This is a genomic window from Nostoc sp. FACHB-190 (genome assembly GCF_014696905.1).
GTDB lineage: Bacteria > Cyanobacteriota > Cyanobacteriia > Cyanobacteriales > Nostocaceae > Nostoc_B.
In genome coordinates, this window is record NZ_JACJQW010000001.1 from 55,907 (window position 1) to 78,995 (window position 23,089).

Consider the following 23,089-nt stretch of genomic DNA (forward strand, 5'->3'; position numbering starts at 1 on the left):
AATAATATTTTAGAGACGTTGTATTAAAACGTCTCTAAAATATTAATGGTCTGATTACTTGATATAACAAAACAATCACAATTGGGACGATAATCGGGATAGTTACGAGCAGTCCCCATTGATCAAAACGCAGTTTTTGTCCTTCCGACTTGAAAAGCGCAATGACCGCAACTGCGCCCATAACTATCCAGACAACCCCGAAGATAATAAAGATCACAAATGCTGAGTCTGGCATTATTTTGCTGGTATTGGATCTGACCGACTAGATTCTAGACTAGCGAAGTCTTAAAGAAATTGCACTTTGGCATTTAAGCCTTTGGAGCGTAACATTTTTGTGAGATTTTCGGCAACAGAGCGATCGCTAAATGCCCCAGCATTCACATAATTTCCTGACATGGACACATCTGGAAAAGCATTGGGAACAAAGCGACGCACTTTGTCGAGGGTATCGCCATTTTGCATTGGCACTGCTGCTACATAATAACGACTACTCACCGGACGATTTAGCGCCACAGAATTATCAAAACCTAATGCTTTCCAAGTTTGTGCATCTACTTTACCTGTAGGGTTTAAGCGATATTCCTTTTGAAATTCCACTACAGCCGCTTTGGTATATTCGCCAAACACCCCATCTAATGAGCGGTTAAAATATCCTAATTCTGACAAACGCCCTTGGACTGCTTTGACATTCTCTCCTTTTGCACCCATTGAGAGAACTACCCTAGTTGGTTGATTAGAATATCTCGCTGTCCAGACTTGGCGCACCGCTTTTACAAGTTGGGCATCAATAATGCCATCGGCTGTGAGTTTATTGTCTCGTTGGAACTCTACAACCGCATTTCTTGTTAACGTGCCGACAGTCCCAGTCGAATCGCCATAATAGTAGCCTAAATCTCTCAGTAATTGTTGTACATCCCTTACTTGTTGACTGGAAGTATTGGGTTTACTAGAAACTGGAGGATTAGACAGCGCATCCCAAGTTTGGGCATTTGCAACCCCAGTGGCGGGTAAACCTGCTTTGCGTTGAAAGGCAATGACAGCATTTTTGGTGACGCTTCTAAAATTCCCGGTGGGATTCATCTTAAAGTAGCCCAAGTCTCGCAACCGTTTTTGTAGTTTGGTGACTGCTGGGCCTTGGCTACCTTCCGCCAGAGTCGGATATTCTCCACCAACACTTAAATTACTTTGTAGTGCTTGGGCTGTTCTACTATCAAAAACTCCGTTAGCCGGAATTCGGGAAGCTTGTTGAAACCGGATGAGTGCTTGTTGAGTTTGTGAGCCAAAATAGCCAGTTTTAGGGCCGTTAAAATAGCCTAAATTGCGGAGGTTTTGTTGTAATTGAGCAACGGCTGTACCTCTACTACCAAAGCGCAATTGTCCATTACTACTGTCACTGGGAGTCCCACTTTGGCATGATTGTTGTAAAGCCTGCTGAGTCCTCGCACCCACAATTCCATCAACAGCCAGCCCTCGCGCTTTTTGAAAGCTACTCACTGCTTGTTGAGTTAAGTTTGCAAATCTGCCAGTTACAGAACCTTTAAAATAACCTAAATTTTTTAAGCACTGCTGAATATTTGTAACTGCTGTGCCACGACTACCTACTTGCTGAAGGGCGAAAGTTTGGTCAGCTAGGTTTAAAATTCCGATAGTCAGTGCTACAGATAAAAGCCGCATTGCCACAGGGCTAGACAGTTTAGGCCACTGCCAAAATTTAAATTCTAACTTTATCGGTACAATCTCTATGTTTTCTGAGGCTTCGTAGGCTGAGGCGACATGAAGATAACCAATGGCTTCCATGATGTTTTCCCAAGTTTTCGGCTGATGACAATTCCCTGAGTACAAGAAAAAAGTATTTCGCTTGACCCTCCGAATTTTAGATTTTGGATTTTGGATTTTGGATTCTTTAGGGTACAAGCCCCACCCCGCAGAATTTTGGATTTTGGATTTTAAATTTTGGATTTAATCTAAAAGACGCTCCTGCGTCGCTAACGCTACGCTATCGCAAATCTAAAATCCAAAATTGTTGGACTTTTGTTTTAAGGTTATGGGTTTGGCTATTTGTTTACATCACAAGGAGCAAACTGCTTTTCGGCAAAAGTGGAAAATTTTGATGTTAAAAATTAATTGGATTGACTAGAATCTATAAAGTTTTTTGAATGTTAATTACAGTGATCAGTATATATAAAAATATACCACTTTCTATAAGTAATAACTGTGGCTTTTACTAAAAAAGTATAAAGATTAGAGAGTAGGAAATAGGTAGTAAGAATTAGTGAGTTCAGATGGGGATGATTTCTAACTTTAGTTGGTACGTTCAATGTTGCCAATTTTTACCCAACCTTCTTGGTCACTACCTTCTGTGCGAATCTTCACCCAAGTTTTATCAGGGTTTTCTTCTAAAACAATGATTTTTTGATTGAAAGTCACTCCCCCAACTTTTTCGGCTGACTGATTAGGTTCGGCACGTAAACTCAAACCTTCAGACCAAGTAACACGTCCTTGATAAGCGCCAGGTGGTAATTTTTCAGGAGATTTTGTGGGTGTTGGTGTGGAGGTTGGAGTTGGAGTAGATTCCGGTTCAGGTGTGATGACAGAATCGTTTTTAGGTTCTTTGGTAGCTTGGTTTTTCAAAGAAGGATTATCATTGGCAAAAATCGGTTTATTGGGCGGTATGGCGGTTTGATTGATGAAATACAGCGCCACCGTCATACCCGTACCTAATAAAACAGCGATCGCTAGGATAAAACCTAGTATTAACTTAAGTAGACCAGAAAGCATAGTTACATTAATAGTCAATAGTCAATAGTCAATGGTCAACGGTGAATGGTCAATAGTCAAGTATGAAGTCTGAAGTATGAAGTGTGAAGTTATGTAGCCGTGCTGTGCGTAGCTTCTCTGAATAGCATAAGTTTTAGACTCAAAAATTTCAGACTTCAGACTTCACACTTCATACTTTCTAACGTAGCTTGCCAAAGGCATCGCTGAGGGGGCTGTGTTTTGAGGCGAGACGCGCTCTCCCAGCCGCCGCCCATTCTTGGAGTTTTTGAATTTGTTCTACAGCCGTTCGCGCCAAGGGGATGATTTGGCTGGCGGCTTCTAAAACATCGTCGGTATTAAAATCACGGTTTTGGCTAAATCCAATGTGCATAGCTTCAATCAGAGTTTGCTCAATTTCCGCCCCAGAAAAATCAGGTGTTTCATAAGCTAACCTATCAATGTCATAGCTTTTCAAGTTATGGGGGCGCAATCTGGATAAATGAACGTTAAAAATTGCTTTTCTTTCTTCTTGAGACGGTAAACCAACAAAAAAGATTTCATCAAATCGCCCTTTTCGCAACATTTCTGGTGGTAAGGCTTGAATGTCGTTGGCAGTAGCCACGACAAATACAGGTGAAGTTTTCTCGGCTAACCAGGTGATAAAAGTGCCAAATACGCGGCTAGTCGTGCCTGCGTCACCTTTGCTCCCCAGTCCCGAAAAAGCTTTATCTATTTCATCAATCCACAAAATACAGGGGGCGAGGGCTTCGGCTACCTGAATCATTTGGCGTGTGCGTAACTCTGATTCCCCGACTAAACCGCCAAATAACCGCCCTACGTCTAAGCGTAACAAAGGTAAGTGCCAGTGATGAGCGATCGCTTTGGCTGTTAAAGATTTTCCTGTTCCTTGAATCCCCACCAATAGTAAACCACGGGGATGGGGTAAGCCATACTGACGCGCCCGTTCGGTAAATGAACCACCACGCCGTAATAGCCAATCTTTGAGGTTATCCAATCCGCCAATATCAGAAATTTGCTCGGTAGCGGGGTAAAAATCAAGAATTTGGGTTTGGCGGATGGTTTGGCGCTTTTCTTGTAAAACCAAGTCTACATCTTCTGGTTGTAATTCGCCGTGAGTAGCGATCGCTCTGGCTAAAACCCGCCGAATCCGTTCCATAGATAGCCCTTGACAAGAGCGCACCAAATCATCTAAAAGCTTCCCAGAAAGCGAGTTACCCGTAGATTGCAGTAAGCGTTCTATCTCGGTTTTAATTTCCGGCGCGGCGGGTAAAGGAAATTCCACAACCGTTAAAATTTCGGTTAAATCGTCGGGAATGGCGATGCGCGGCGACAATAAAACAATATTTTTTGGTTGCGATTTTAAAAGTCGGGCAAAATTGCGGAGTTTACGGGCGATCGCCACATCATCTAAAAAACGATGGTAGTCTCGTAAAATTATGACTGCCGGTGCTGAAGCTGGTAATTTCTCTAAAAATTCCAAAGCTTGTAGGGGATTGCGTCGCCCAAAACCGGCATCATTGGGGTTTCCTTGATAGCCATCAACAAAATCCCAAGTATAAACAGGGCGATTACCTTGATTGGCGGCTTCTTCCCGAATGGCTGCTTCGACCCGTTCTTCTTCGTAGGTGGGAATGTAAATTAACGGATAACGGGCGCGTAGCAGCAATTTAAACTCGTCACGGAAGTTCATATCTAGCTGTTAGTTGTGAGTTGCTCTTGATGGCAATGTACAACTTTCTTTCACCAATCAGCTATAAATGCTGTCTAGTCGTTGTCTAGTTTTTCAACGCGAAAATACGCTCAGTAATTCCCAGTGCGATCGCTTTTTGGGAATAAGTGGGAATTTGCCTCTTTATTAGTATAATAAAGGTATGAAAATTATACCTTTTGAGTGGTGTGGAATTTGAATTTGACGACTCTAAAAGCCAATCAAACCTAGCAAAGCACGGAATTAACTTTCTAGAGGCACAAGAACTCTGGGCTGATCCTGATCGAGTTGAAATTCCGGCGCGGATAGAAGACGAACCAAGATTTCTGGTCATCGGTAAAATCGCTCAAAAGTGCTGGTCAGCCATCATTACCTATCGAGAGAACAGAGTACGGATTATTTCAGTCCGACGATCACGACAAGAAGAGGTAGCAATTTATGAAAGCAACAGAATTTGATGCCAAATTTGATCAGGATGAAGACATCACCGAATTTTTAGACCTTTCCCAAGCCAAGCGTCCTGGTCATGAACAGAAAAGAGTCAACGTTGATTTTCCAACCTGGATGATTGAAGCATTAGATTATGAAGCGAAACGATTGGGTGTTACTCGTCAATCAATTATTAAGGTATGGCTTGCAGAAAGACTTGCACAGCTATCTCGCTAAAATGTGATCGCCCATCAACTCCAGATAATTCTGAATTCTGCTGCATCACCATGAGGTCTAACTCAGATTGATAGAATTAAGTTAGTTGGAATTTGCACAATTGAGCCATTGAAATAATCATGCCCTCTGAAATTGCTGTTGAGAAAAAAAAGTTAAAAAATCCGCCACTGAAGCTGCACTATCTGGGCGATCGCGCGTTGCGTCAACCAGCTAAACGTATTACCAAAATTGATGACGAACTGCGCCAACTGGTACGCGAAATGTTGCAAACTATGTACAGCAGTGATGGCATTGGTTTGGCTGCACCCCAGGTAGGCATTAATAAACAACTGATCGTAATTGACTGCGAACCAGATAACCCCGCAAATCCGCCACTGGTATTAATTAATCCCGTAATTAAACAAGTCAGCAAAGACATCTGCGTTGCTCAAGAAGGCTGTTTGAGTATTCCGAATATTTATATGGACGTAAAGCGTCCTGAAGTGGTGGAAATTGCTTACAAAGATGAATATGGCCGTCCCAAGACATTAAAAGCTGGGGACTTACTAGGACGCTGCATTCAACACGAGATGGATCACCTCAACGGTGTGGTATTTGTCGACCGTGTAGAAAATTCCTTGACTTTGGCACAGGAGTTATCTAAAAATGGCTTCTCGTATCAAGCCGTGAAACCAGTAGCATAGGGGACTAGTAGTGTATTTAACTCCAAAAAGCGGTTTATTTCTCGGTGCGTCTTGCATAACAGCGATCGCCGCCGTTGGTTCGGTGTTTGAACTCAGTTATGGACAGCCAGATTTAGGCTTTGAAACCACTGCAATTATCTTAGGATTAAGTATTCCACTAACAGGATTATTTTTTATTGCCGCAGTGAGGGACGCAAGGGCTAACATAAAATAAGCATCAGGTATATAAAAAAGGTAAAAGGATGACCAAAATCAAAGTTCACCCTTTTACCTTTTATTTTTCTACCTAAACCTGTCAGCCCTAACCTCTAGCCCCTAGTACAGTGCGGCGTAAATAAAAAGACCATAAGAAATTGCTAAAAGGCTTGTGGTATCACTATTCTTTCTTTTTCCTTTTGACTTTTGACTTTTGCCTTGTTGTACTAGCCTCTAACCTCTAGCTCCTATTCTCAATTTTGGTAACTCAGCACTCAATACTTTTAAAGTCAACAGGTAAAATTTATCTTGTGGGTAGGAAAACGCCCTAATTTCGAGAGGAATCGACTGTGGAACCTAAAATTAACTGCGCCCAAGCCTGCGTCAATGGTTGTATTTTAGGGGATAAATGCCCCAATATCGAGTTTAGAGAAGCAGCCTCACAATTCATCAAAGAGACTTCTTTAGACGAAATGCTGGCTATGGCGGAAGAGCGTCTGCGTAAAAAGATGACAGAACCGCCAAAATGGGTGCTACCGGAAGATTAGTAGCTGCTAAATAGCGTCTGGATCGATATTTAATTCTCGCAGTTTTGCGGCTAGGCGATCGCTACGTTGTTTTGATTGTTCAGCAAGTTCTCTGGCTTGTTCGGCGAAATGAGCTTGTTGTTCTGCACGTTCTAACTCCTGTTGTGCAACTTCTTCGGGTGTCGGAACTAGTTGCTCTTCAGGAGTATAAAACCTTAATGTTTCTTGATGGACTCCCAAGTATAGCTCAAGTTGCTGACTCCACAATAAACCTTGAGGATTTGGGATTATTGGTTGATATTTACCGAGCAGTTGATTAATTGCTAGGAATAGCTTAAACATACTGGCATAGTTAAATCCAATAACTGTAGAGCATTCGGAGAAATAACTATGTCAGAACTAGCAATCAGCACTTCCTGGGTGAAGCTTTCACCAAATAATCTGCAAATTTCGGCTTACTTGGCGCAACCTCAAGAACCCGGTACTTACCCTGGAATTGTAGTTTTACAAGAAATTTTTGGTGTTAATAGTCATATTCGAGATGTGACCGAGCGAATTGCCAAGTTAGGGTATGCTGCGATCGCACCGGCACTGTTTGATCGGTTCGCTCCCGGTTTTGAAACGGGTTACACTCCACAAGATATTGAAGTTGGCAGAAAATACGCTTGGGAGCAAGCCACAGCATCACAATTACTCAGCGATATTCAATCAGCCATTGATTATCTGAAAACTCTGCCGCAAGTCAAACAAAACGCCATTGGTTCTATTGGTTTTTGTTTTGGCGGTCATGTAGCTTACCTAGCGGCGACTCTCCCGGATATCAAAGCTACGGCATCTTTTTACGGTGCGAGGATTACTAACAGCACACCGGGAGGTGGCGCGGCTACTTTAACGCGGACTCCAGAAATTCCCGGCACACTCTACGCCTTTTTTGGGATGGAAGATCCCAGCATTCCCAGAGAACAAACCGAAGAAATTGAAGCAGAGTTAGAAAAATACAAAATTCCTCATCGTGTCTTCCGCTACGATGGAGCTGACCACGGATTTTTTTGCGATCGTCGTGCCAGTTATAATCCAACAGCTGCTGCTGATGCTTGGATTGAGGTACAACAATTGTTTAGTCAATTGAACTGAACGTCATTTGTCCTTGGTCATTGTTCATTGGTAATCACCAAGGACAAATGACCCACCTCAAAATTCAGTGGTCATAGCTAAATAACAATTAATTTTCATTAGTCATGAATTCCGAATCGAAACTTTCTCAAAAAGCCAATTCGTCGTTTACAATGGACGATTTTGCTCAAGCACTAGAAAAACACGACTACCAGTTTCAAAAAGGCCAGGTGGTTCACGGTAAAGTGTTCCAGCTTGACCCCGATGGTGCTTATGTTGATATTGGTGGCAAGTCGTCGGCTTATATTCCCCGCGATGAGGCTTCTTTGAGAGCTGTTACCGATTTATCGGAGGTACTGCCTTTACATGAAGAATTAGAGTTTTTGATTATCCGAGAACAAGATGCCGAAGGTCAAGTAACTCTTTCTCGCCGACAGTTAGAAATTCAACATATCTGGGAAAAAGTCGTACAAATGCAAGAAAATTCCCAGACGGTAGAAGTTCGGGTAACAGGTGTAAATAAAGGTGGTGTCACCGTTGATTTTCAATCTTTACGCGGGTTTATTCCGCGATCGCATTTAACCGAACGTGATAACTTAGAAGCACTTAAAGGTAAAACTTTAACTGCTGGCTTTTTGGAAGTAGACCGCAACAATAAAAAACTTATTCTTTCTCAACGTTTAGCCACTCGTTCGAGTAATTTCAGTTTGTTAGAAATTGGTCAGCTAGTTGAAGGTAAGATAACTGGCATTAAACCATTCGGAGTGTTTGTTGATTTAAATGGGACGAGTGCCTTGCTACATATTAAGCAAGTCAGCCAAAAATTTATTGAATCTCTCGAAAAAGTTTTTCAAGTCGGTCAAACAATTAAAGCTGTGATTATTGACTTGGATGAAGGCAAAGGTAGAGTTGCAATTTCTACAAGAATTTTAGAAAATTTCCCTGGCGAAATTCTCGAAAATCTTGATGAAGTTATGGCTTCAGCCGAAGCACGCGCTCATCGTGCAGCCAATAAAACTGCTGAATAGCTGTTAAACAGATCAAATCCAACGAATCTCAAAGAGTCATTTAGTCATTAGTTATTTGTATTTACAAAGGACTAATGACCAATGACTAATGACAGTATTAGCTTAATAATGATTTTTCTAAGCGATAACTCTTTCTGAGTTCCTGCAAAGTTTCTTCTGTAAAGGCAAATTTAATTAAAGCAATTAACTCGCCCCAACTTTGCAAGTTATGTTCAGAAATAGCTTGCCAAAACTCATTGATAAAAAATTCTGTCCACCATTCAGGCGCTTGCTTTCTGTAAGCATAGTCATGTTGTTTACGCCACCGCCTACGCCATTTAACAAACTCAGCAGGTGTCGGTGGTTGTACGCCCAAAATCGGCGGAAAATCAGCATAACTCACAAACCTACTCACACCCTTTGCATGGATGTAAACTACATACCGCCAGCATTCGATTGTATGTATATCACCAAAGCCAATGCGAAACATCAGACAAATTGCTTCTTCAGTCACAAATCTTGCTAGTGAATTAATACATAAAGATTTATGAACAATTTTTGATGCACGGATGACAAGTGTCCTGGACTTAAGTGATGATACCATGAAAATATCTGTAACTTCGGTAGAATGAACCCTATCGGTGTTTACGGTATGCTTTTTGTAAACAATGCGATCGCCTTTCAGTTTTCCAGGCCGGAAGGCGGTCTTTTTATAGAGTATAATTATTAAAAGATTTATATCAGTCAGTTGTCAAGTAACCTATGGGAATGATTCGCCTCAAGATTCGAGAGTTTGCTGCGGAGAAAGGCTGGACACTGAAAGAAGTCTCAGACCGTTCTGGTGTAGTGTACAGCACTCTCAGGACTTACGCGCGATCGCCAGGATTAGCAACTGTAGATTTTACCGCCATTCAAAAGTTAGCCAGGACTTTTGATGTGATGATTGAGGAACTGGTGGAAGTTGTTCAAGAATAAGCTCAAAGTATTATTACTCCCCACCCCCCACTCCCTAATTTTCACAAATAACGTGCTAAAACTTCAGCCGTTGCATTACCCGTTTTTTCCCAACTAAATAAATTTGCTCTAGCTATACCTTGAGTTGAAAGATGCGATCGCAATTCTGAATTTGTCGCAATCGATTGCATCGCCTCAGTAATTTCTGTAATTTTGTAGGGATTAACTAAAATTGCTGCATCTCCAGCCACTTCAGGTAAAGAAGAAAGGTTCGAGGTGATGACTGGTGTACCGCAAGCCATTGCTTCGAGAACCGGGAAACCAAAGCCTTCCCACAGACTAGGAAAAACAAGAGCGATCGCACCATTGATAATGATTGGTAATTCTTGATAATCTACATAATTGAGAAACTTGACTTGATGAGTGATGCCTAATTCCTCAACTTGTAACTGCAAAATTGGGGTGTAACGTGCATCGTTTGGCCCTGCTAACCATAGTTCATAATCTTGATGATTTGGGAGTGCGGCAAAAGCACTAATTAGGCGTTGTAAATTTTTATAAGGGTCTTGTCTACCAATATAGAGAAAGTAGTTGCGAGTTGGTAGATTGAGATGACGAAAGTGGGTGCGATCGTGCGCTAGGGGAATAGGAGTAATTTTATTAGCTGGAACTTGGTAAAAACTAACAATATCATCAGCCGTAGCTTGAGAATTACATACAATATGCCGCGTCTGCTTCAGGACTTGCGGAACATAATAACGCTGATAGAAAGTTATAGGTGAAAAGCGTTTAGGAAAGCGCAACGGTATTAAATCATGAAACATGACAACCGAAGTACATTCAGCAGATAAAGGCGCTTCCGGCAAAGGACAAAACAAAACTTGAGATTTCAGCTTTTGATAAATTTTTGGCAGTTGAAATTGTGTCCACAATAGGCGGCGCAAATGGCCTTTTGCACCTTGTTCTGCGGTTTGTCCAGAGGGAACTGGGTAGCAGTCATAGCCAGTAATCTTTTCTGCAACTAACAGTGTCGGTTGCAATTTTTGTAGATGCGGTAGTAGGTTAAGTGCGTATGTTGTAGTACCAGTAGGACGGGTGAGCAGAAATGACAGGTTAATCAGTAAACGGTTCTGCACGTTGGTTAATAATTAAGTATATCGGTGCAATTAAAGATAACTAGTAGCGTGTCAAGGCTGTCATTTGTCATTGGTAAGCGTTGCCAGAATATTTACGCTTCGTAATATAGTTTGGGATTTTATACCCCTATGCCTATGTTTTGAGAAAGTAACTCAACAATTTGTGATGTTGCCAGTCCTCCGCCATACAGTGTTTCGGGAACTTCGTTACCAGAGTTACTCTCTAAAGCCTCTAATATCCCACTAGCAACATCTGTTGCATCTAAAGGTGGTAACAAGCGATTCCAGCCTAACTGCACTAACTCCACCCATTCTGTTTCTGCTCGTAAGGTGACACAAGGAACGCGATAGAAAAACGCTTCTTTTTGAACTCCACCAGAGTCAGTGGTGATGAGTTTGGCATTTTTCTCTAACATCACCATATCCAAATATCCCACTGGTTCAATGATTCGCAGGGATTTGCTGATGTTTTCTGATAAACCTTCACGTAATAAAGCAGCACGGGTGCGGGGATGAAGCGGTAAGATAACGGGAATATTTTGGCTAACTTTTGCTAGTCCTGTAAATAGTGCTTGCAGCCTGGAAGAATCATCTGTATTTTCAGCGCGGTGAATGGTTGCCAAAATATAGTTTTGAGCAGTCAATCCCAACTTCTGTAAAATCAAGCTTTTTTCTTCTGCCTTAACTGCGTAGTCAAGAGCAGCATCATACATCACATCACCAACTAAGTGAATTTTTTCTTGAGCTATTCCCTCATGTTGGAGGTTTTCGACAGCAGCTGTAGTAGGTGCAAATAATAAATCTGCGGCGTGGTCAGTGAGTACCCGATTAATTTCCTCTGGCATTCGGCGATTAAAAGAACGCAAACCTGCTTCGACATGAGCTACGGGTATGTGTAATTTGACAGAGGCGATCGCACCTGCCAAAGTAGAGTTTGTATCACCATAAACTAACACCCAATCTGGCGATTCTTGCTGCAATACCTGTTCAATTGCTTCCAGCATCCTGCCAGTTTGTGCGCCATGATTTGATGAACCAATACCTAGATGATAATTAGGTTTGGGAATTTCGAGTTCTTGAAAAAACACATCCGACATATTCTCGTCATAATGCTGACCTGTGTGAACCAGTACTTCTTGAATAGACGGATGAGATTGTAGTTTTCTGGAAACTGCTGCTGCTTTAATAAATTGAGGACGAGCGCCAACAATTGTAATAATTTTCATAATATTTCTATTTTTGTATACAATTTTAGTAATTTTTTTGACTCTATGTCCCAGTTATATCTATTAATAACAGCTTCTCTGCCTCGCTTGCCCATAGCCACAGCAATTTCTGGATTTTCAAGCAGATATTGAATACTTTGAGCAATTTCTTGACAGTCAAGAGGATTAACAACTAAACCGCAACCAATATCTTCAATAATCTCTCGCCACAAAGCAAAATTTGATGCCACAACTGGCAAGCCAGCAGCCATATATTCAAATAACTTGTTTGGCAAAGCTTCAAGATGGTCTCGTTTGGGATGGAAAAGTACCAGACCTACCTTACTTTTTGCTAAATACTGCACTACAGACTGACGTGATTGCCAACCTAAAAATTCTACTTGCTGCCATCCAGGTATTTTTTCCACCTCATTTTGCATATCCAGTGATGAAAACTCCCCTAATAATAAAAGTTTCGCTGTCAAACTTTTGGGTAAAAATTCCATCGCTTCAACCATTTGCCGAATACCACGAATTTCGGCAATTCCACCCGCATAAATAACAATGTTCTCTTCAGTATTAGCAATATTAATCTGACCTTCGGCTTGTAGTTCTGCTATTAGGGGAAAGTTAGCAACTACAGTCATCTTAGCTGATGGAAATTTCTGTGCTATGTGAGGTGTGACACAAATAAAAGCATCCAAATGGGCTTTCGCTATTCCTTCTAGTATTGTCCAAATACTAAACCTTAACCAACCAAGAACAAGATTATTTTTACTCAGAGAAATTGCTTCCCAAGGGCTATCTTCATGAACATCATAGATAACTTTAGCACCTAAACGTTGTAAAAAAATACCTACAGGAATTAATTCTGGGTCATGAAAGTGATAAACATCAGCCTGTAAAGATTTCGCTATTTTGTAAGCACTACTCAATCGTCGCCAAATTCGGATTAAGCGTGGATGATTAGTAACTTTATCAATAGCATGGAAACATACTCCTTCTAACTGCTCGGCGGGTGGATTAGGTACTAATAAATGTACTTCGTATCCTGCTTTGGCTAAAGTTTGACATTCTTTATAGAAAATGCGGACATCCAGCGCCTGGTGAATTGTAGACAGATGTACTATACGCATTGTTAATCCTCAAAATTCACGCTGAAGCTTTCTGCCCAACGAATTAAATTCACCCATCGCCAAATCCGAAAATCAAAGTTAGAATTTCCTTCTAAAACTTTCTGAAATTCTTCTTTCATCTGTTGCACATTCAATGCCGGAATTTGAGTTGCCATTTCACTGTTCAGCACATCATCGACCCAAGGACGTAAAATTTTGAGCCAGTGTTTTTCGGGGGTTGCAAAGCCAATTTTGTCTTTGCGGTCTAGTATAGTATCAGGAACTATACCTCGCATTGCTTGGCGAAATATAGCTTTAGAAGTACCATCATTAGCAATAATAAACTCTTCTGGTAAAGCAAACACAAAGTTAACTAAGGCAGGTGTGAGAAAAGGAACCCGACTTTCAATGGAGTGAGCCATAGAATTGCGGTCTTCATAGCGCAATAACATCGGCAAACTACTTTTTATCAGAGCTTGATGCAGTTCTGCTCGTAATATTTCTGGACACTGTTTGCTTTGATAGGTTTTAGGAATTAGCTCATGTTTAATAAACCAGTCCCTACTTAACCAATTGGGTATGACATCTTTTTTGATTAACTGTCTGATCGAAGCTTGTAGGCTGGATGGTAAAAGTAATCCTAATGCTCGTAATATTAATTTCTGATGATTAGTATTTGATAGCTTCGTTGCTTTTTGTAAAAATTGGTTGGCACTTCCCCATTGTCCTTGACGTAGTAAAGAAGCCAGTCTTGCAGCTAAATAGGGACGATAACCACCCAAGAGTTCATCGGCTCCTTGCCCATCCAGCATCACTTTGATATTAGCAGCTTTTGCCATTTGGAACAGACGATATTGAGCATAGATGCTAGTACTACCAAATGGTTCATCTTGCAGTTCAATCAATTTATTTAGGTCTGTGACTAATTCTTCTGGAGATGGCTGTACTTTATGTACTACCGTTGCTCCTGCACCTGTAACTGTATCAATCCATTGTTCTTCACTTAAATTTGGATCGGAAGCAATATAGCTAAACGTGTGCAATTGTAGTTTTTCTCCTTGCAAATGTCGCATTGCCATGACGATGGCAGAGGAGTCTATACCTCCTGACAATGCTGCACCTATTGGTACGTCACTACGCAGATGTAGTTGGATATTTTCTAAAAACAGATGGCGTAGGTGTGCTTTGGCCTCTGTCAAGGTAATGTCTAAGTTTTGGTTGATATCTAGCTGCCAGTAGCAAGATATTTCGGGATGTTGAGGTTTGTCTAGAGAAATTTTGAGAAAATGGGACGAGGGCAATTGTTTGATGTTGGCAAAAAGAGTTTCACCACCATAGTCTGTTAACCCAGAGTATAAGTAATCGTAAAGTCTTTGATGATTGACATCACGATTGACCCCAGGAATTTGGAGCAGTGCTTTAATTTCAGAAGCAAAAGCTATCCCATCCTGCCAATATGTGTAGTATAGAGGTTTAATGCCGAAAAAATCACGAGCCAAAAATAGAGTATTTTCCCAAGTATCTAAGATGGCAAAGGCAAACATCCCGACTAATTGGGTTAATGCTTTGACCCCCCATTGGGCATAAGCTGCCAATAGCACTTCTGTATCGGAATGGGACTGAAATTTATACCCCAATGCTTGGAGTTGGGTTTGTAATTCTAAATAGTTGTAGATTTCGCCGTTAAAAACAATATAATACCGTCCATTAGGTGTTGCCATTGGTTGCCAGCCAGCTGATGTTAAATCAAGAATGGACAGGCGACGATGAAACAGGCAAATACGGCTACCCCTTAAAACTTCGGGATTTCGGGATATCTGGACGGGTGTTTTGCCTGACCATCCTAAAAAACCCAGGTCATCAGGGCCACGGAGCTTGAGTGAAGCACTCATGCCTGTTAAAATCTGTAGGTTGATCTCTGAGGTATGAAAACTGACGATTCCCCCAATGCCACACATATTGGAACTTTAATTTTATAATTCAATCTCCACCAATAAAGCACGAATAAAGTACAAAATGACAGATGTAGCGATCGCTATCCGTGATTTAGGCAAAATGTATAGACTCTATAGGCATCCAGCAGACAAGGTTCTCGATGCCTTTGGGGTCAATAAATTTTTGTTTTGGCGCAAACACTATTATCAAGAATTTTGGGCTTTACGCGGATTGAATCTAGAAATTAAAAAAGGAGAGCGACTCGGCTTAATTGGACGCAATGGTGCTGGCAAAAGTACGCTGCTTAAGATTATTACAGGTAATGTTGCGCCAACAGAGGGCAAAGCGGAAGTTAAGGGAAGAGTACAGGCGTTGATGGAACTAGGTACAGGGTTTCATCCAGAGTTTACAGGTCGTCAAAATATCCAAGCTTCTCTTGCATATCAAGGACTATCTCAAGCCAAGATCCGAGAATTAGAGGAAGAAATTATTGATTTTTCTGAATTAGAAGATTTTATAGACCAACCAATCAAAACTTATTCAGCAGGGATGTATGCTCGGTTAGCGTTTACAGTAGCAACAGTCATTGAACCTGAGATACTCATTATTGATGAAGTTTTAGGAGCAGGTGACGCTTACTTTGCAGGTAAATGTGTAGAAAGAATGAAAAAGTTAACGGAGGAGTCTGGCGCAACGGTTTTATTTGTGAGTCATGATTTGGGTTCTGTACAAGCTTTATGTAATCGAGCAATTTGGATAGACAAAGGTACTATCCGAGCCGAAGGTCAACCACTAAATATTATTAAGCAATACACAGCTCTAGTTAGACATGATGAGGAAATTAGATTACGTGCTAGAGACTTAAAGGTATCTAAGAAACAAGCTGTTCTGTTAGAACGGAAACAAGATATTTACGAGAAATTTCTCTTTCGGTTGGTTGGCATAGATGGAAGCCACCCTGTAGGTGTACATAAAATTCGGACATTATCCATTTGGTATGGATATGAGAATATTGGGCATATTCAAGTAGGCGCACCTCTTGATAATCATCCTGACCAAGAACACTATTTAATGAACGAGAAAGGTTTCATGGATTGGGGCAAATCTATGAAAGATGAACTTGGTTACTATCGACAATATGCAAACTTTAAAGGTAGATATGCTCATGCACCCTTTGAATTTTCCATCCCTAAATCATATTTGAATAAGGCTGAAGAATTAAAATTAGAAATTTGTGCTGAGTGTGAACAAGAATGCGTAGCTGTAGAAATATTTATACCAGAAAAACATCAATACCATAGATTAGGAATCCTTAAACAAGGCGCTTATGATAATAAATTTATTATATCTATAATAAATCATTTTATTGATACAGAAATAGAATTAGACAATAGTAAAGAAGCAAAAGCAGCCTCTCAACTCGAAATAGATGAATATGGTTCTAAAAATGAAGTATTAATTACTCAAGTGAATTTTATAGATGCAAATGGCAAAGAAACAAAAACTCTTTGTTCTTTAGCGCCTTTCCAGGTAGTTATAGAATATATAGCTAAGGTTCCAGTTTATAATCCAACTTTTGTATTCTGTATTTATTTACCGTCTGGATTAACTGCCTCTCAATGGTTAGTTTCTTCACAAGAAATGGGTAGAGAAATTATAGATGGTAGAGGAAAAGTTGTTTTTCAAAGCGAGTCATTACTACTTGGTAGAGGTTCTTATGTAGCTAGTGTGGCGCTTTTTAAATGGCGACCTCAAAAAGGCTTAGAACCAGAATCATACCATGTTCTTGATCGCTGTATTCATTTTCAAATTGTCAATACCGATGAAACAGATATTGTGGATTACGGTATTTGTAGGCAACCGATAATTCCCAAATTATTTTTACATTAAAAGCTATCTACAAATCCAGGATATTAATTAAATGTTCGAGCTAAATTACTACAATCAATCAAATCTTTGGAACGAGAACCCTGAAGAATATCAAGTTCAATTACTAGCTGACATTATCAGCATGATACCCCAAGATACCCAAAGTATATTAGATGTTGGTTGTGGTAACGGACTAATTACTAATTTTCTACCTGAAGCTATTCATGTTGTTGGTGTAGATCCTAGTGAAGAAGCACTAAAAACTGTTAATCGAGAGAAATACGTTGGCTCTATTATCAACCTTCCGTTTGCAGATAACTCCTTTGACTTAGTGATGGCTAACGATGTAATAGAGCATCTACCTGATGAAATTTATTTACAAGGAATAGCAGAATTATTTAGAGTCGCATCAAGGTATGTATTAATTGCTGTTCCTCATACAGAGCAGCTAGAAAAATCATTTACGAAGTGTGCTGATTGTGGAAAAGTATATCACATAAACCATCATCAACGGTCTTTCCGGGAAAAAGAACTTATTGATTTATGTCACAAAGAATGGAAAGTTAATGAGATTAGATTTTCTGGTGATATTACAAGACCGCCATTAGACCCTATAGAACCAGCATTAATACAACAGTTTCAAGGGTATATAGTTTATGATAATTCCCTATGCCCTATTTGTGGAAGTTCAAAATTAGTAAACAATCATAATTCTCAAACGCAAAAAATAATTGGTAATCTTCGCAGTAGATGTTTTTATAATCAAGGACAATTTATTAATGAACATATCAATCGTTCAGAAGTCATAGCATTTTATCGACACCAAAATACACAAGAAATCAAGATAGCAAAAAGCACTCACTTTGAGGAAAAAATCTTATCTCCACTTTTAGTAGATTTCAATAATCCTTTACAGCAGGTTAAACAAGGCTTTGTTGAAGGGTGTTTTTGGTCTTTATTCTTTGATAAAAACCAGCCAGAAACTTCTAAAAATTCTAGTGATGCAATCCACAAGCAATTATTTAATAATGTTATAATTTATTTTCCTGTTATTCCAGATAGTGGAGACAAAATTGTTATTAAAATAGCCACCCAAAAAATAGATGAAATTAAAATTAATGTAGTGGCACATGACGACTTGAATGATAAATCCATTCCTATCACTAACTGTAACTATTGTGGACATGGAGAATTTGAGTTTTTGGTAGAGCAAGCTTGGGAAATTAACACCTATGGATCTGCTGTTAGTATTGAAGTTATAGGAGAAGCTAGTTTAGAAAATGTAGAATACATAGCTAACCGAATTAATTACAAAGCTGAATTTTTATTATTAAAGCAAGGTCATAATATTATTTCATATAATTGTCTGGGTTATTATCGTTCTTGGGCATTATTCGTTAATTCTTCTGGCTACTATCCTAAACCAAAGTGGTTATATTTAGATAATTTAGATTGCTTTTATAACTTAAATTATCCCAAGGTGTCGTTAGAAGTGCTGATGGTAAATTTAGCTAAAAGAATTACTCAGTTATCTAACCAACTGGTACAAAAGGAGTCAGAACGCTCACAAGCTGAACAGGCTTATGCTAGAGCATCTAAGTTTGAAACATTTTTCTTTAAAAATAGGGAACGTCGTATTAGCCGAGTTCTGGTGCTTTCGCATATGTTTCCTAATTCACATCAGCCAAACTCAGGGTGTTTTGTAGCTGAACAAGTCAAAGCTTTAAGAGAGCTAGAAGGTTTAGATGTTAGAGTTGTTTCTGGTCAACCATTTTGGTGTAATACGAAAAATCCTGTAAAATTTGCAAAGCTACTTTTACAATATGGAAAAGCCTTAAGATCCACCAATTGGTTTTTGCATGAAGGAACACCGACTTTATTTGTTCCTTATCTAGTTGGTAAACCATTGTTTCCTTTTAGGTTTCATGGCTTCACTTATAAATTGGCAATAGCACTTTTAGCTAAACGCATACATAAAGTATTTAATTTTGACTTAGTTCATGCACATACTAGCTACCTTGATGGCTTTGCAGGATTACACTTGGCTAGACAATATAAGAAACCATTAGTGATTACTGAGCATACCAATCCATTCAGTTATCTAACAAGTAAGCAAATAATCAAACAAATTACTAAAAATTCTTTGCACAATGCAAATATGGTTATTGGCGTTAGCCAAAGTTTAACTCAAGAAATTATAAATTTTTTGTCAGATAGTAGTGGATATAAAATAAATACCATTTCCAATGGAGTTGATATAAATTTATTCCATATAACTGAACTTCAATCTCGAAATATAAGTAATAAAAAAGTTTTACGTCTTTTGTGTGTAACAGCTTTAGAAGAATATAAAAATATATTTTGCCTTTTAAAGTCGTTCCAGTTGTTACGCGAAACTCTAAAACAAATAGATGTAAAATTAACTGTGGTAGGAGGAGGCTCTCTAGAAGAAAGTATAGCTGATTGGATTGCACAAAATGGTTTAAACGACTACATTTCTCTTTTGGGAAGGCAGTCTCGTTATGAAGTAGCTAAACTTATGCGTGAAGATTGTGATATTTTGGTTCTACCCAGTCGCTCAGAGACATTTGGCGTTGTGGTGATAGAAGCTCTTGCTAGTGGTAAACCTGTAGTAAGTACTCGTTGTGGAGGGCCAGAAAGCATTATTACTGAACCATATCTTGGTGAACTATGTGAGAACGATAATCCTCTAGCTCTAGCATTAGCTATTGAAAAAGTTTGGAGTAATATTGAAAAATATCCTGCACAAATAATTCGGCAGTTTGTTGTAGACAATTATAGTTTTGAGCGTTTAGCTGACAATCTAATCAAATTATATCAAAATATTTAATATACTTTAAGTTTTATCATAAAAGTATCAAAATATAGTTAAATTGTATTTAAGTTATACACTATATCATGGGAAAAATTTATCAATACAGGAAAATGCGCTTTCGAGTATACGGAATCAGAAATTCAAGGATTAGCAAAACAATGTAGGTTTAAGATAGCTAATATACATAGGCATATAGAAATGCAGCGTATGTTTGTACGTTTTGAAAAGTAGATATTTGTGTTTAACTTATGAATATTGTCATGCTTACGCCTGATTGCTATATGATAGACAGGCGTATTATCTTAGAAGCGAAAACTTTAACTCAAGCCGGCCATAAAGTTACTATCTTAGCTGGTTTTGAAACTGCACAAGAAGAGCATTTTGAACAGGACGGTATCGAAATTCATCGTTATTGTTATGACTGGGATGATGAAAGATTAAAACTAATTCGAGCAAAACTCCCTGCTAATGAACACCTAATTCGCTTTGTTAATAAAGCATATATGTTGTTAGCTAAGAAGTTTTTTGAAATCTCACCCTTTGACCAATTTATTATATCCAAAGCTGTAGAATTTTCAGCAGATGTATATCATGTACATGATTTACCTTGTTTAAAAGCAGGTTGGTATGCAGCTAAGTTACGTAATGTTCCCTTAGTTTATGATGCCCATGAGTTATATTATGCTCAAGAAGTTTTACCAATAAAATTACAAAGATTATATTTTAAATTAGAAAAAAAATATATTAAATTTCCCAATATTGTAATTACTGTTAATGATTTTATCGCATCATTAATGGCTGAACGCTATAAGATAGCTAAACCACAGGTTATTATGAACTGTACAGAAATTCCTAATAATTTTCAGCCAGAAACAGCAAAACAAAAATTACAAGAAAAAGGACACATCCCACAACAATATAAAATTGTAATATACCAAGGCTGGCTCTCATCAGAAAGAAATCTTGATACCTTAATTAAAGGCGTTAAGTGGTTTCCGCAAGATGCTTGTTTAGCCATCATCGGTTATGGAGCTTATGAACCTAACTTAAGAGAAATTGCACAAAAAGAAGGGGTAGCAGACAAAGTTTTCTTTTTAGGTCAAGTCCCCAGCGATGAGATGTTAAATTATTCTGCTGGTGCAGATATTGGCGTAATTCCGTACCGACCAATTGACGATAACCATCTTTATTGCTCACCTAACAAGTTTTTTGAATATGTTCTCGCTGGTGTACCAATTATTGCAGAAGATTTACCATTCTTTCGGAAAATGAAAGCTGAATATGGTGTAATTGACACTACTAATATGGGTTCACCAGAGTCTTTTGGAAATGCTGTCTCTAATTTACTTTCTCAACCAAAACTACTTGATAAGATGAAAGAATCTTGTCAGGAAGCGGGTAAAGAATTAAATTGGCAAAATGAAGGTAAAAAGTTATTAGAGTTTTATAATAAAGTTTTTCATTAGACTAACTTTCGGAATCTTAAAGCTTGGTCGTGAAACTCTTGCTCCCATAATTCAAGACATAACAATCCCCATATCTTACGACCAAACTTATTTTCCTTACCAATGCTGTCTAAGACTAACTGGTTATTGATTAAATCCCTTTTGGATGTGTTTGCAGAAAAAATATCACAGACAAAGTTCTTCAAATTTCCTTGCATCCATTCTACTAATGGGACTGGAAAACCCATTTTATCTTGTCGATTCCAAATAGAAGCAGGTAAAGAAGTACGCATAGCATTTTTCAATACTTGCTTCATTGTGCCATCCTTGAACTTAATATTTGCAGGTATAGTTGCAGCTAATTCAATTAAAGGATGATCTAAAAAAGGCACTCTTGATTCTAAACCATGTGCCATGCTTACCCTGTCTTCGATTTGCAGAAGTGCTGGCAATAATGTCTTAAAATCAAAATGTGTCATGCTGTCAAAGTAAGACTCTTGTCCAACATTCTCTGCTAAAAAAATCTCCTGAAATGTTTCAAAGGGAGAATAATTACCTAAAGCCTCCCAATTAATTTCATTCCCCAAAGAAGGCGCTCGATTAATCAACCGGAAATATCGCCTATTTAACTCTTCAAATAAACCCTCACGCCAAAATTCTTTCAGCATGGGCTTATATTTCCGCAATGCTGTTAAGTTGGGAATGATTGATTCATAAGTCACGATAAAGTTACTAGAGTGCATTGTTCCATCAATTGCTCCTTTGATGCACTGCTCGAAGTATGCAATTAAGTAACGCACATATCCGCCAAAAATCTCATCGGCTCCTTGTCCCCCTAGCACTACTTTGCGATGCTTACTGGCTAGTTGCGAAATCATGTATTGAGGGAAAGAACCAGGCCCAGCAACTGGGTAATCTAAATGATAAATAACTTTGCGTATATTTTCAATAAAATCGTTTGCTGTAATATCTAGTTCATGTAATTCAAATCCACTCCATTGTGCTAATTCTCTTGCATATTTGCTCTCGTCGTAGTCTTCGCTAAGGGAAAATTTACCTGTAAACCCAATAAATTTATCGCCAGTTTTTTGGTTAGCGAGAGAAGCAATAATACTAGAATCTAATCCGCCACTGACGTAAGCGCCAATTGGCACATCACTCCGTAGATGTAATTCAACAGACTCAGATAAAAGAGCCGCAATCTGTTCTTCAAAGTATTTAGCAGTATGATCAAAATCTAAATTATGATAAACTTCCCAATATCGTTTAACTTTGATAACACCGTTGACTACTTGCAATACATGACCTGGTAAAAGTTCATTTATACCTTTAAATAAAGTTTTACCTGCTAAACAAAACTGAAAGGTTAAATAATCTTTAAAACCGTCTAAATCTGTTTCTATACTTTTAACAAAAGGCAATAAAGCTTTAGCTTCAGAGGCGAAATACAGTACTCGATCAACAACAGTGTAGTAAAAAGGTTTAATCCCAAATCGGTCTCTAGCACAAAATAAAACTTGGTTGGACTCATCCCATAAAGCAAAAGCAAACATACCCCGGAAGTGGTTTACACAATCAGTACCCCACTTACGATAAGCTTTTAAAATTACTTCTGTATCTGAATTAGTAATAAAATTTTTAGAGTCTAATTCTTGCCGTAATTCAATATAATTATAAATTTCGCCATTATAGGTGAGCCAGTTTCCTGTTTGGTCAGTCATCGGTTGGCTACCAGCATTCAAATCTATAATGCTTAATCGACGATGAGCAAAGCCAATATGTTGTGATTGATGCGTCCAAATTCCTTCTCCATCGGGGCCTCGGTGACTCTGCAATTGATTCATCACATGTAATCGACGATTTAAGGATGGAATACTTTCCCAGTCAAGATTTAAAGCTCCAGAAACACCACACATA

The 23,089-nt window shown here is 38.9% G+C and carries 22 protein-coding genes; 11 read left to right on the forward strand and 11 right to left on the reverse strand.

Going from position 1 to position 23,089, the window contains the following annotated elements; translation table 11 throughout:
- Positions 1-34: 34 nt before the first annotated feature.
- The 4 genes from H6G28_RS00260 to H6G28_RS00275 form a co-directional block, all read right to left on the reverse strand.
- Positions 35-235 carry a hypothetical protein gene (locus H6G28_RS00260; RefSeq protein WP_190668030.1) on the reverse strand — a complete coding sequence of 67 codons (201 nt, stop codon included), beginning with the start codon at positions 233-235 and terminating at the stop codon, positions 35-37.
- Positions 236-285: 50 nt separating this feature from the next.
- Positions 286-1,797 (reverse strand): peptidoglycan-binding domain-containing protein, encoded by a 1,512-nt coding sequence (locus H6G28_RS00265; protein ID WP_190668033.1) that lies wholly within the window; start codon positions 1,795-1,797, stop codon positions 286-288.
- Between the two features lie 504 nt (positions 1,798-2,301).
- Positions 2,302-2,778, reverse strand: a complete 477-nt coding sequence (locus tag H6G28_RS00270; protein WP_190590570.1) for an SH3 domain-containing protein — start codon at positions 2,776-2,778, stop codon at positions 2,302-2,304.
- A gap of 178 nt (positions 2,779-2,956) precedes the next feature.
- A complete protein-coding gene (locus H6G28_RS00275) occupies positions 2,957-4,468 on the reverse strand; it encodes a Ycf46 family AAA ATPase (protein WP_190590473.1) in 1,512 nt (503 codons plus the stop codon).
- A 206-nt stretch (positions 4,469-4,674) separates the two neighbouring features.
- On the opposite strand from H6G28_RS00275, the gene H6G28_RS00280 reads away from it, so the two are divergent.
- The 5 genes from H6G28_RS00280 (at position 4,675) to H6G28_RS00300 (ending at position 6,578) form a co-directional block, all read left to right on the forward strand.
- Positions 4,675-4,944, forward strand: coding sequence for a BrnT family toxin (locus H6G28_RS00280; RefSeq protein ID WP_190590472.1), 270 nt, complete (start codon positions 4,675-4,677; stop codon positions 4,942-4,944).
- Complete coding sequence (gene brnA, locus H6G28_RS00285; RefSeq protein WP_190590471.1) at positions 4,925-5,152, forward strand: type II toxin-antitoxin system BrnA family antitoxin; 228 nt, start codon at positions 4,925-4,927, stop codon at positions 5,150-5,152. Before H6G28_RS00280 ends, brnA begins: the two co-directional genes overlap by 20 nt.
- Positions 5,153-5,271: 119 nt before the next feature.
- Positions 5,272-5,835, forward strand: a complete 564-nt coding sequence (def, locus tag H6G28_RS00290) for a peptide deformylase (RefSeq protein ID WP_190590470.1) — start codon at positions 5,272-5,274, stop codon at positions 5,833-5,835.
- A 10-nt stretch (positions 5,836-5,845) separates the two neighbouring features.
- Positions 5,846-6,049: a hypothetical protein gene (locus H6G28_RS00295; protein WP_062293148.1), complete on the forward strand. Its 204-nt coding sequence runs from the start codon at positions 5,846-5,848 to the stop codon at positions 6,047-6,049.
- Positions 6,050-6,380: 331 nt separating this feature from the next.
- The gene (locus H6G28_RS00300) at positions 6,381-6,578 is read left to right on the forward strand and encodes a hypothetical protein (protein WP_190590469.1); all 198 of its coding nucleotides are present in this window, start codon (positions 6,381-6,383) and stop codon (positions 6,576-6,578) included.
- A gap of 6 nt (positions 6,579-6,584) precedes the next feature.
- Here H6G28_RS00300 and H6G28_RS00305 read toward each other — a convergent pair whose 3' ends face one another.
- Complete coding sequence (locus H6G28_RS00305; RefSeq protein WP_313933887.1) at positions 6,585-6,899, reverse strand: hypothetical protein; 315 nt, start codon at positions 6,897-6,899, stop codon at positions 6,585-6,587.
- A 48-nt stretch (positions 6,900-6,947) separates the two neighbouring features.
- On the opposite strand from H6G28_RS00305, the gene H6G28_RS00310 reads away from it, so the two are divergent.
- Both H6G28_RS00310 and H6G28_RS00315 read left to right on the forward strand, forming a co-directional pair.
- Positions 6,948-7,691: a dienelactone hydrolase family protein gene (locus H6G28_RS00310; RefSeq protein WP_190668036.1), complete on the forward strand. Its 744-nt coding sequence runs from the start codon at positions 6,948-6,950 to the stop codon at positions 7,689-7,691.
- Between the two features lie 104 nt (positions 7,692-7,795).
- Positions 7,796-8,698, forward strand: coding sequence for a S1 RNA-binding domain-containing protein (locus tag H6G28_RS00315; RefSeq protein WP_190590467.1), 903 nt, complete (start codon positions 7,796-7,798; stop codon positions 8,696-8,698).
- A 97-nt stretch (positions 8,699-8,795) separates the two neighbouring features.
- Here H6G28_RS00315 and H6G28_RS00320 read toward each other — a convergent pair whose 3' ends face one another.
- Complete coding sequence (locus H6G28_RS00320; RefSeq protein ID WP_190668039.1) at positions 8,796-9,281, reverse strand: hypothetical protein; 486 nt, start codon at positions 9,279-9,281, stop codon at positions 8,796-8,798.
- Positions 9,282-9,439: 158 nt separating this feature from the next.
- Here H6G28_RS00320 and H6G28_RS00325 point away from each other — a divergent pair, with 158 nt between their 5' ends.
- Positions 9,440-9,652, forward strand: coding sequence for a helix-turn-helix domain-containing protein (locus tag H6G28_RS00325; protein ID WP_062293164.1), 213 nt, complete (start codon positions 9,440-9,442; stop codon positions 9,650-9,652).
- 41 nt (positions 9,653-9,693) lie between these two features.
- Here H6G28_RS00325 and H6G28_RS00330 read toward each other — a convergent pair whose 3' ends face one another.
- The 4 genes from H6G28_RS00330 to asnB (H6G28_RS00345) form a co-directional block, all read right to left on the reverse strand.
- Complete coding sequence (locus tag H6G28_RS00330; protein WP_190668042.1) at positions 9,694-10,767, reverse strand: glycosyltransferase family 4 protein; 1,074 nt, start codon at positions 10,765-10,767, stop codon at positions 9,694-9,696.
- Between the two features lie 119 nt (positions 10,768-10,886).
- Positions 10,887-11,993 (reverse strand): non-hydrolyzing UDP-N-acetylglucosamine 2-epimerase, encoded by a 1,107-nt coding sequence (gene wecB, locus H6G28_RS00335; RefSeq protein WP_190668046.1) that lies wholly within the window; start codon positions 11,991-11,993, stop codon positions 10,887-10,889.
- On the reverse strand, positions 11,990-13,108 hold the full coding sequence (locus H6G28_RS00340) for a glycosyltransferase family 4 protein (protein WP_190668049.1): 1,119 nt from the start codon (positions 13,106-13,108) through the stop codon (positions 11,990-11,992). The genes wecB and H6G28_RS00340 overlap by 4 nt, the downstream gene beginning before the upstream one ends.
- Positions 13,109-13,110: 2 nt before the next feature.
- Positions 13,111-15,045: an asparagine synthase (glutamine-hydrolyzing) gene (gene asnB, locus H6G28_RS00345; protein ID WP_190668052.1), complete on the reverse strand. Its 1,935-nt coding sequence runs from the start codon at positions 15,043-15,045 to the stop codon at positions 13,111-13,113.
- A 58-nt stretch (positions 15,046-15,103) separates the two neighbouring features.
- Between asnB (H6G28_RS00345) and H6G28_RS00350 the strand changes: the two genes are divergently transcribed.
- The 3 genes from H6G28_RS00350 to H6G28_RS00360 all read left to right on the forward strand — a co-directional run bounded on the left by H6G28_RS00350 (position 15,104) and on the right by H6G28_RS00360 (position 21,193).
- Complete coding sequence (locus H6G28_RS00350; protein ID WP_190668055.1) at positions 15,104-16,912, forward strand: ABC transporter ATP-binding protein; 1,809 nt, start codon at positions 15,104-15,106, stop codon at positions 16,910-16,912.
- A 31-nt stretch (positions 16,913-16,943) separates the two neighbouring features.
- Positions 16,944-19,742: a glycosyltransferase gene (locus tag H6G28_RS00355; RefSeq protein WP_190668058.1), complete on the forward strand. Its 2,799-nt coding sequence runs from the start codon at positions 16,944-16,946 to the stop codon at positions 19,740-19,742.
- Positions 19,743-19,975: 233 nt separating this feature from the next.
- Positions 19,976-21,193, forward strand: coding sequence for a glycosyltransferase (locus H6G28_RS00360; RefSeq protein WP_199332744.1), 1,218 nt, complete (start codon positions 19,976-19,978; stop codon positions 21,191-21,193).
- Here the strand turns inward: H6G28_RS00360 and asnB (H6G28_RS00365) are convergent.
- Entirely contained in the window at positions 21,190-23,088 is a 1,899-nt protein-coding gene (gene asnB / locus H6G28_RS00365) for an asparagine synthase (glutamine-hydrolyzing) (RefSeq protein ID WP_190668061.1), read from the reverse strand. The two genes, H6G28_RS00360 and asnB (H6G28_RS00365), sit on opposite strands and share 4 nt — an antisense overlap.
- Position 23,089: the final 1 nt, after the last annotated feature.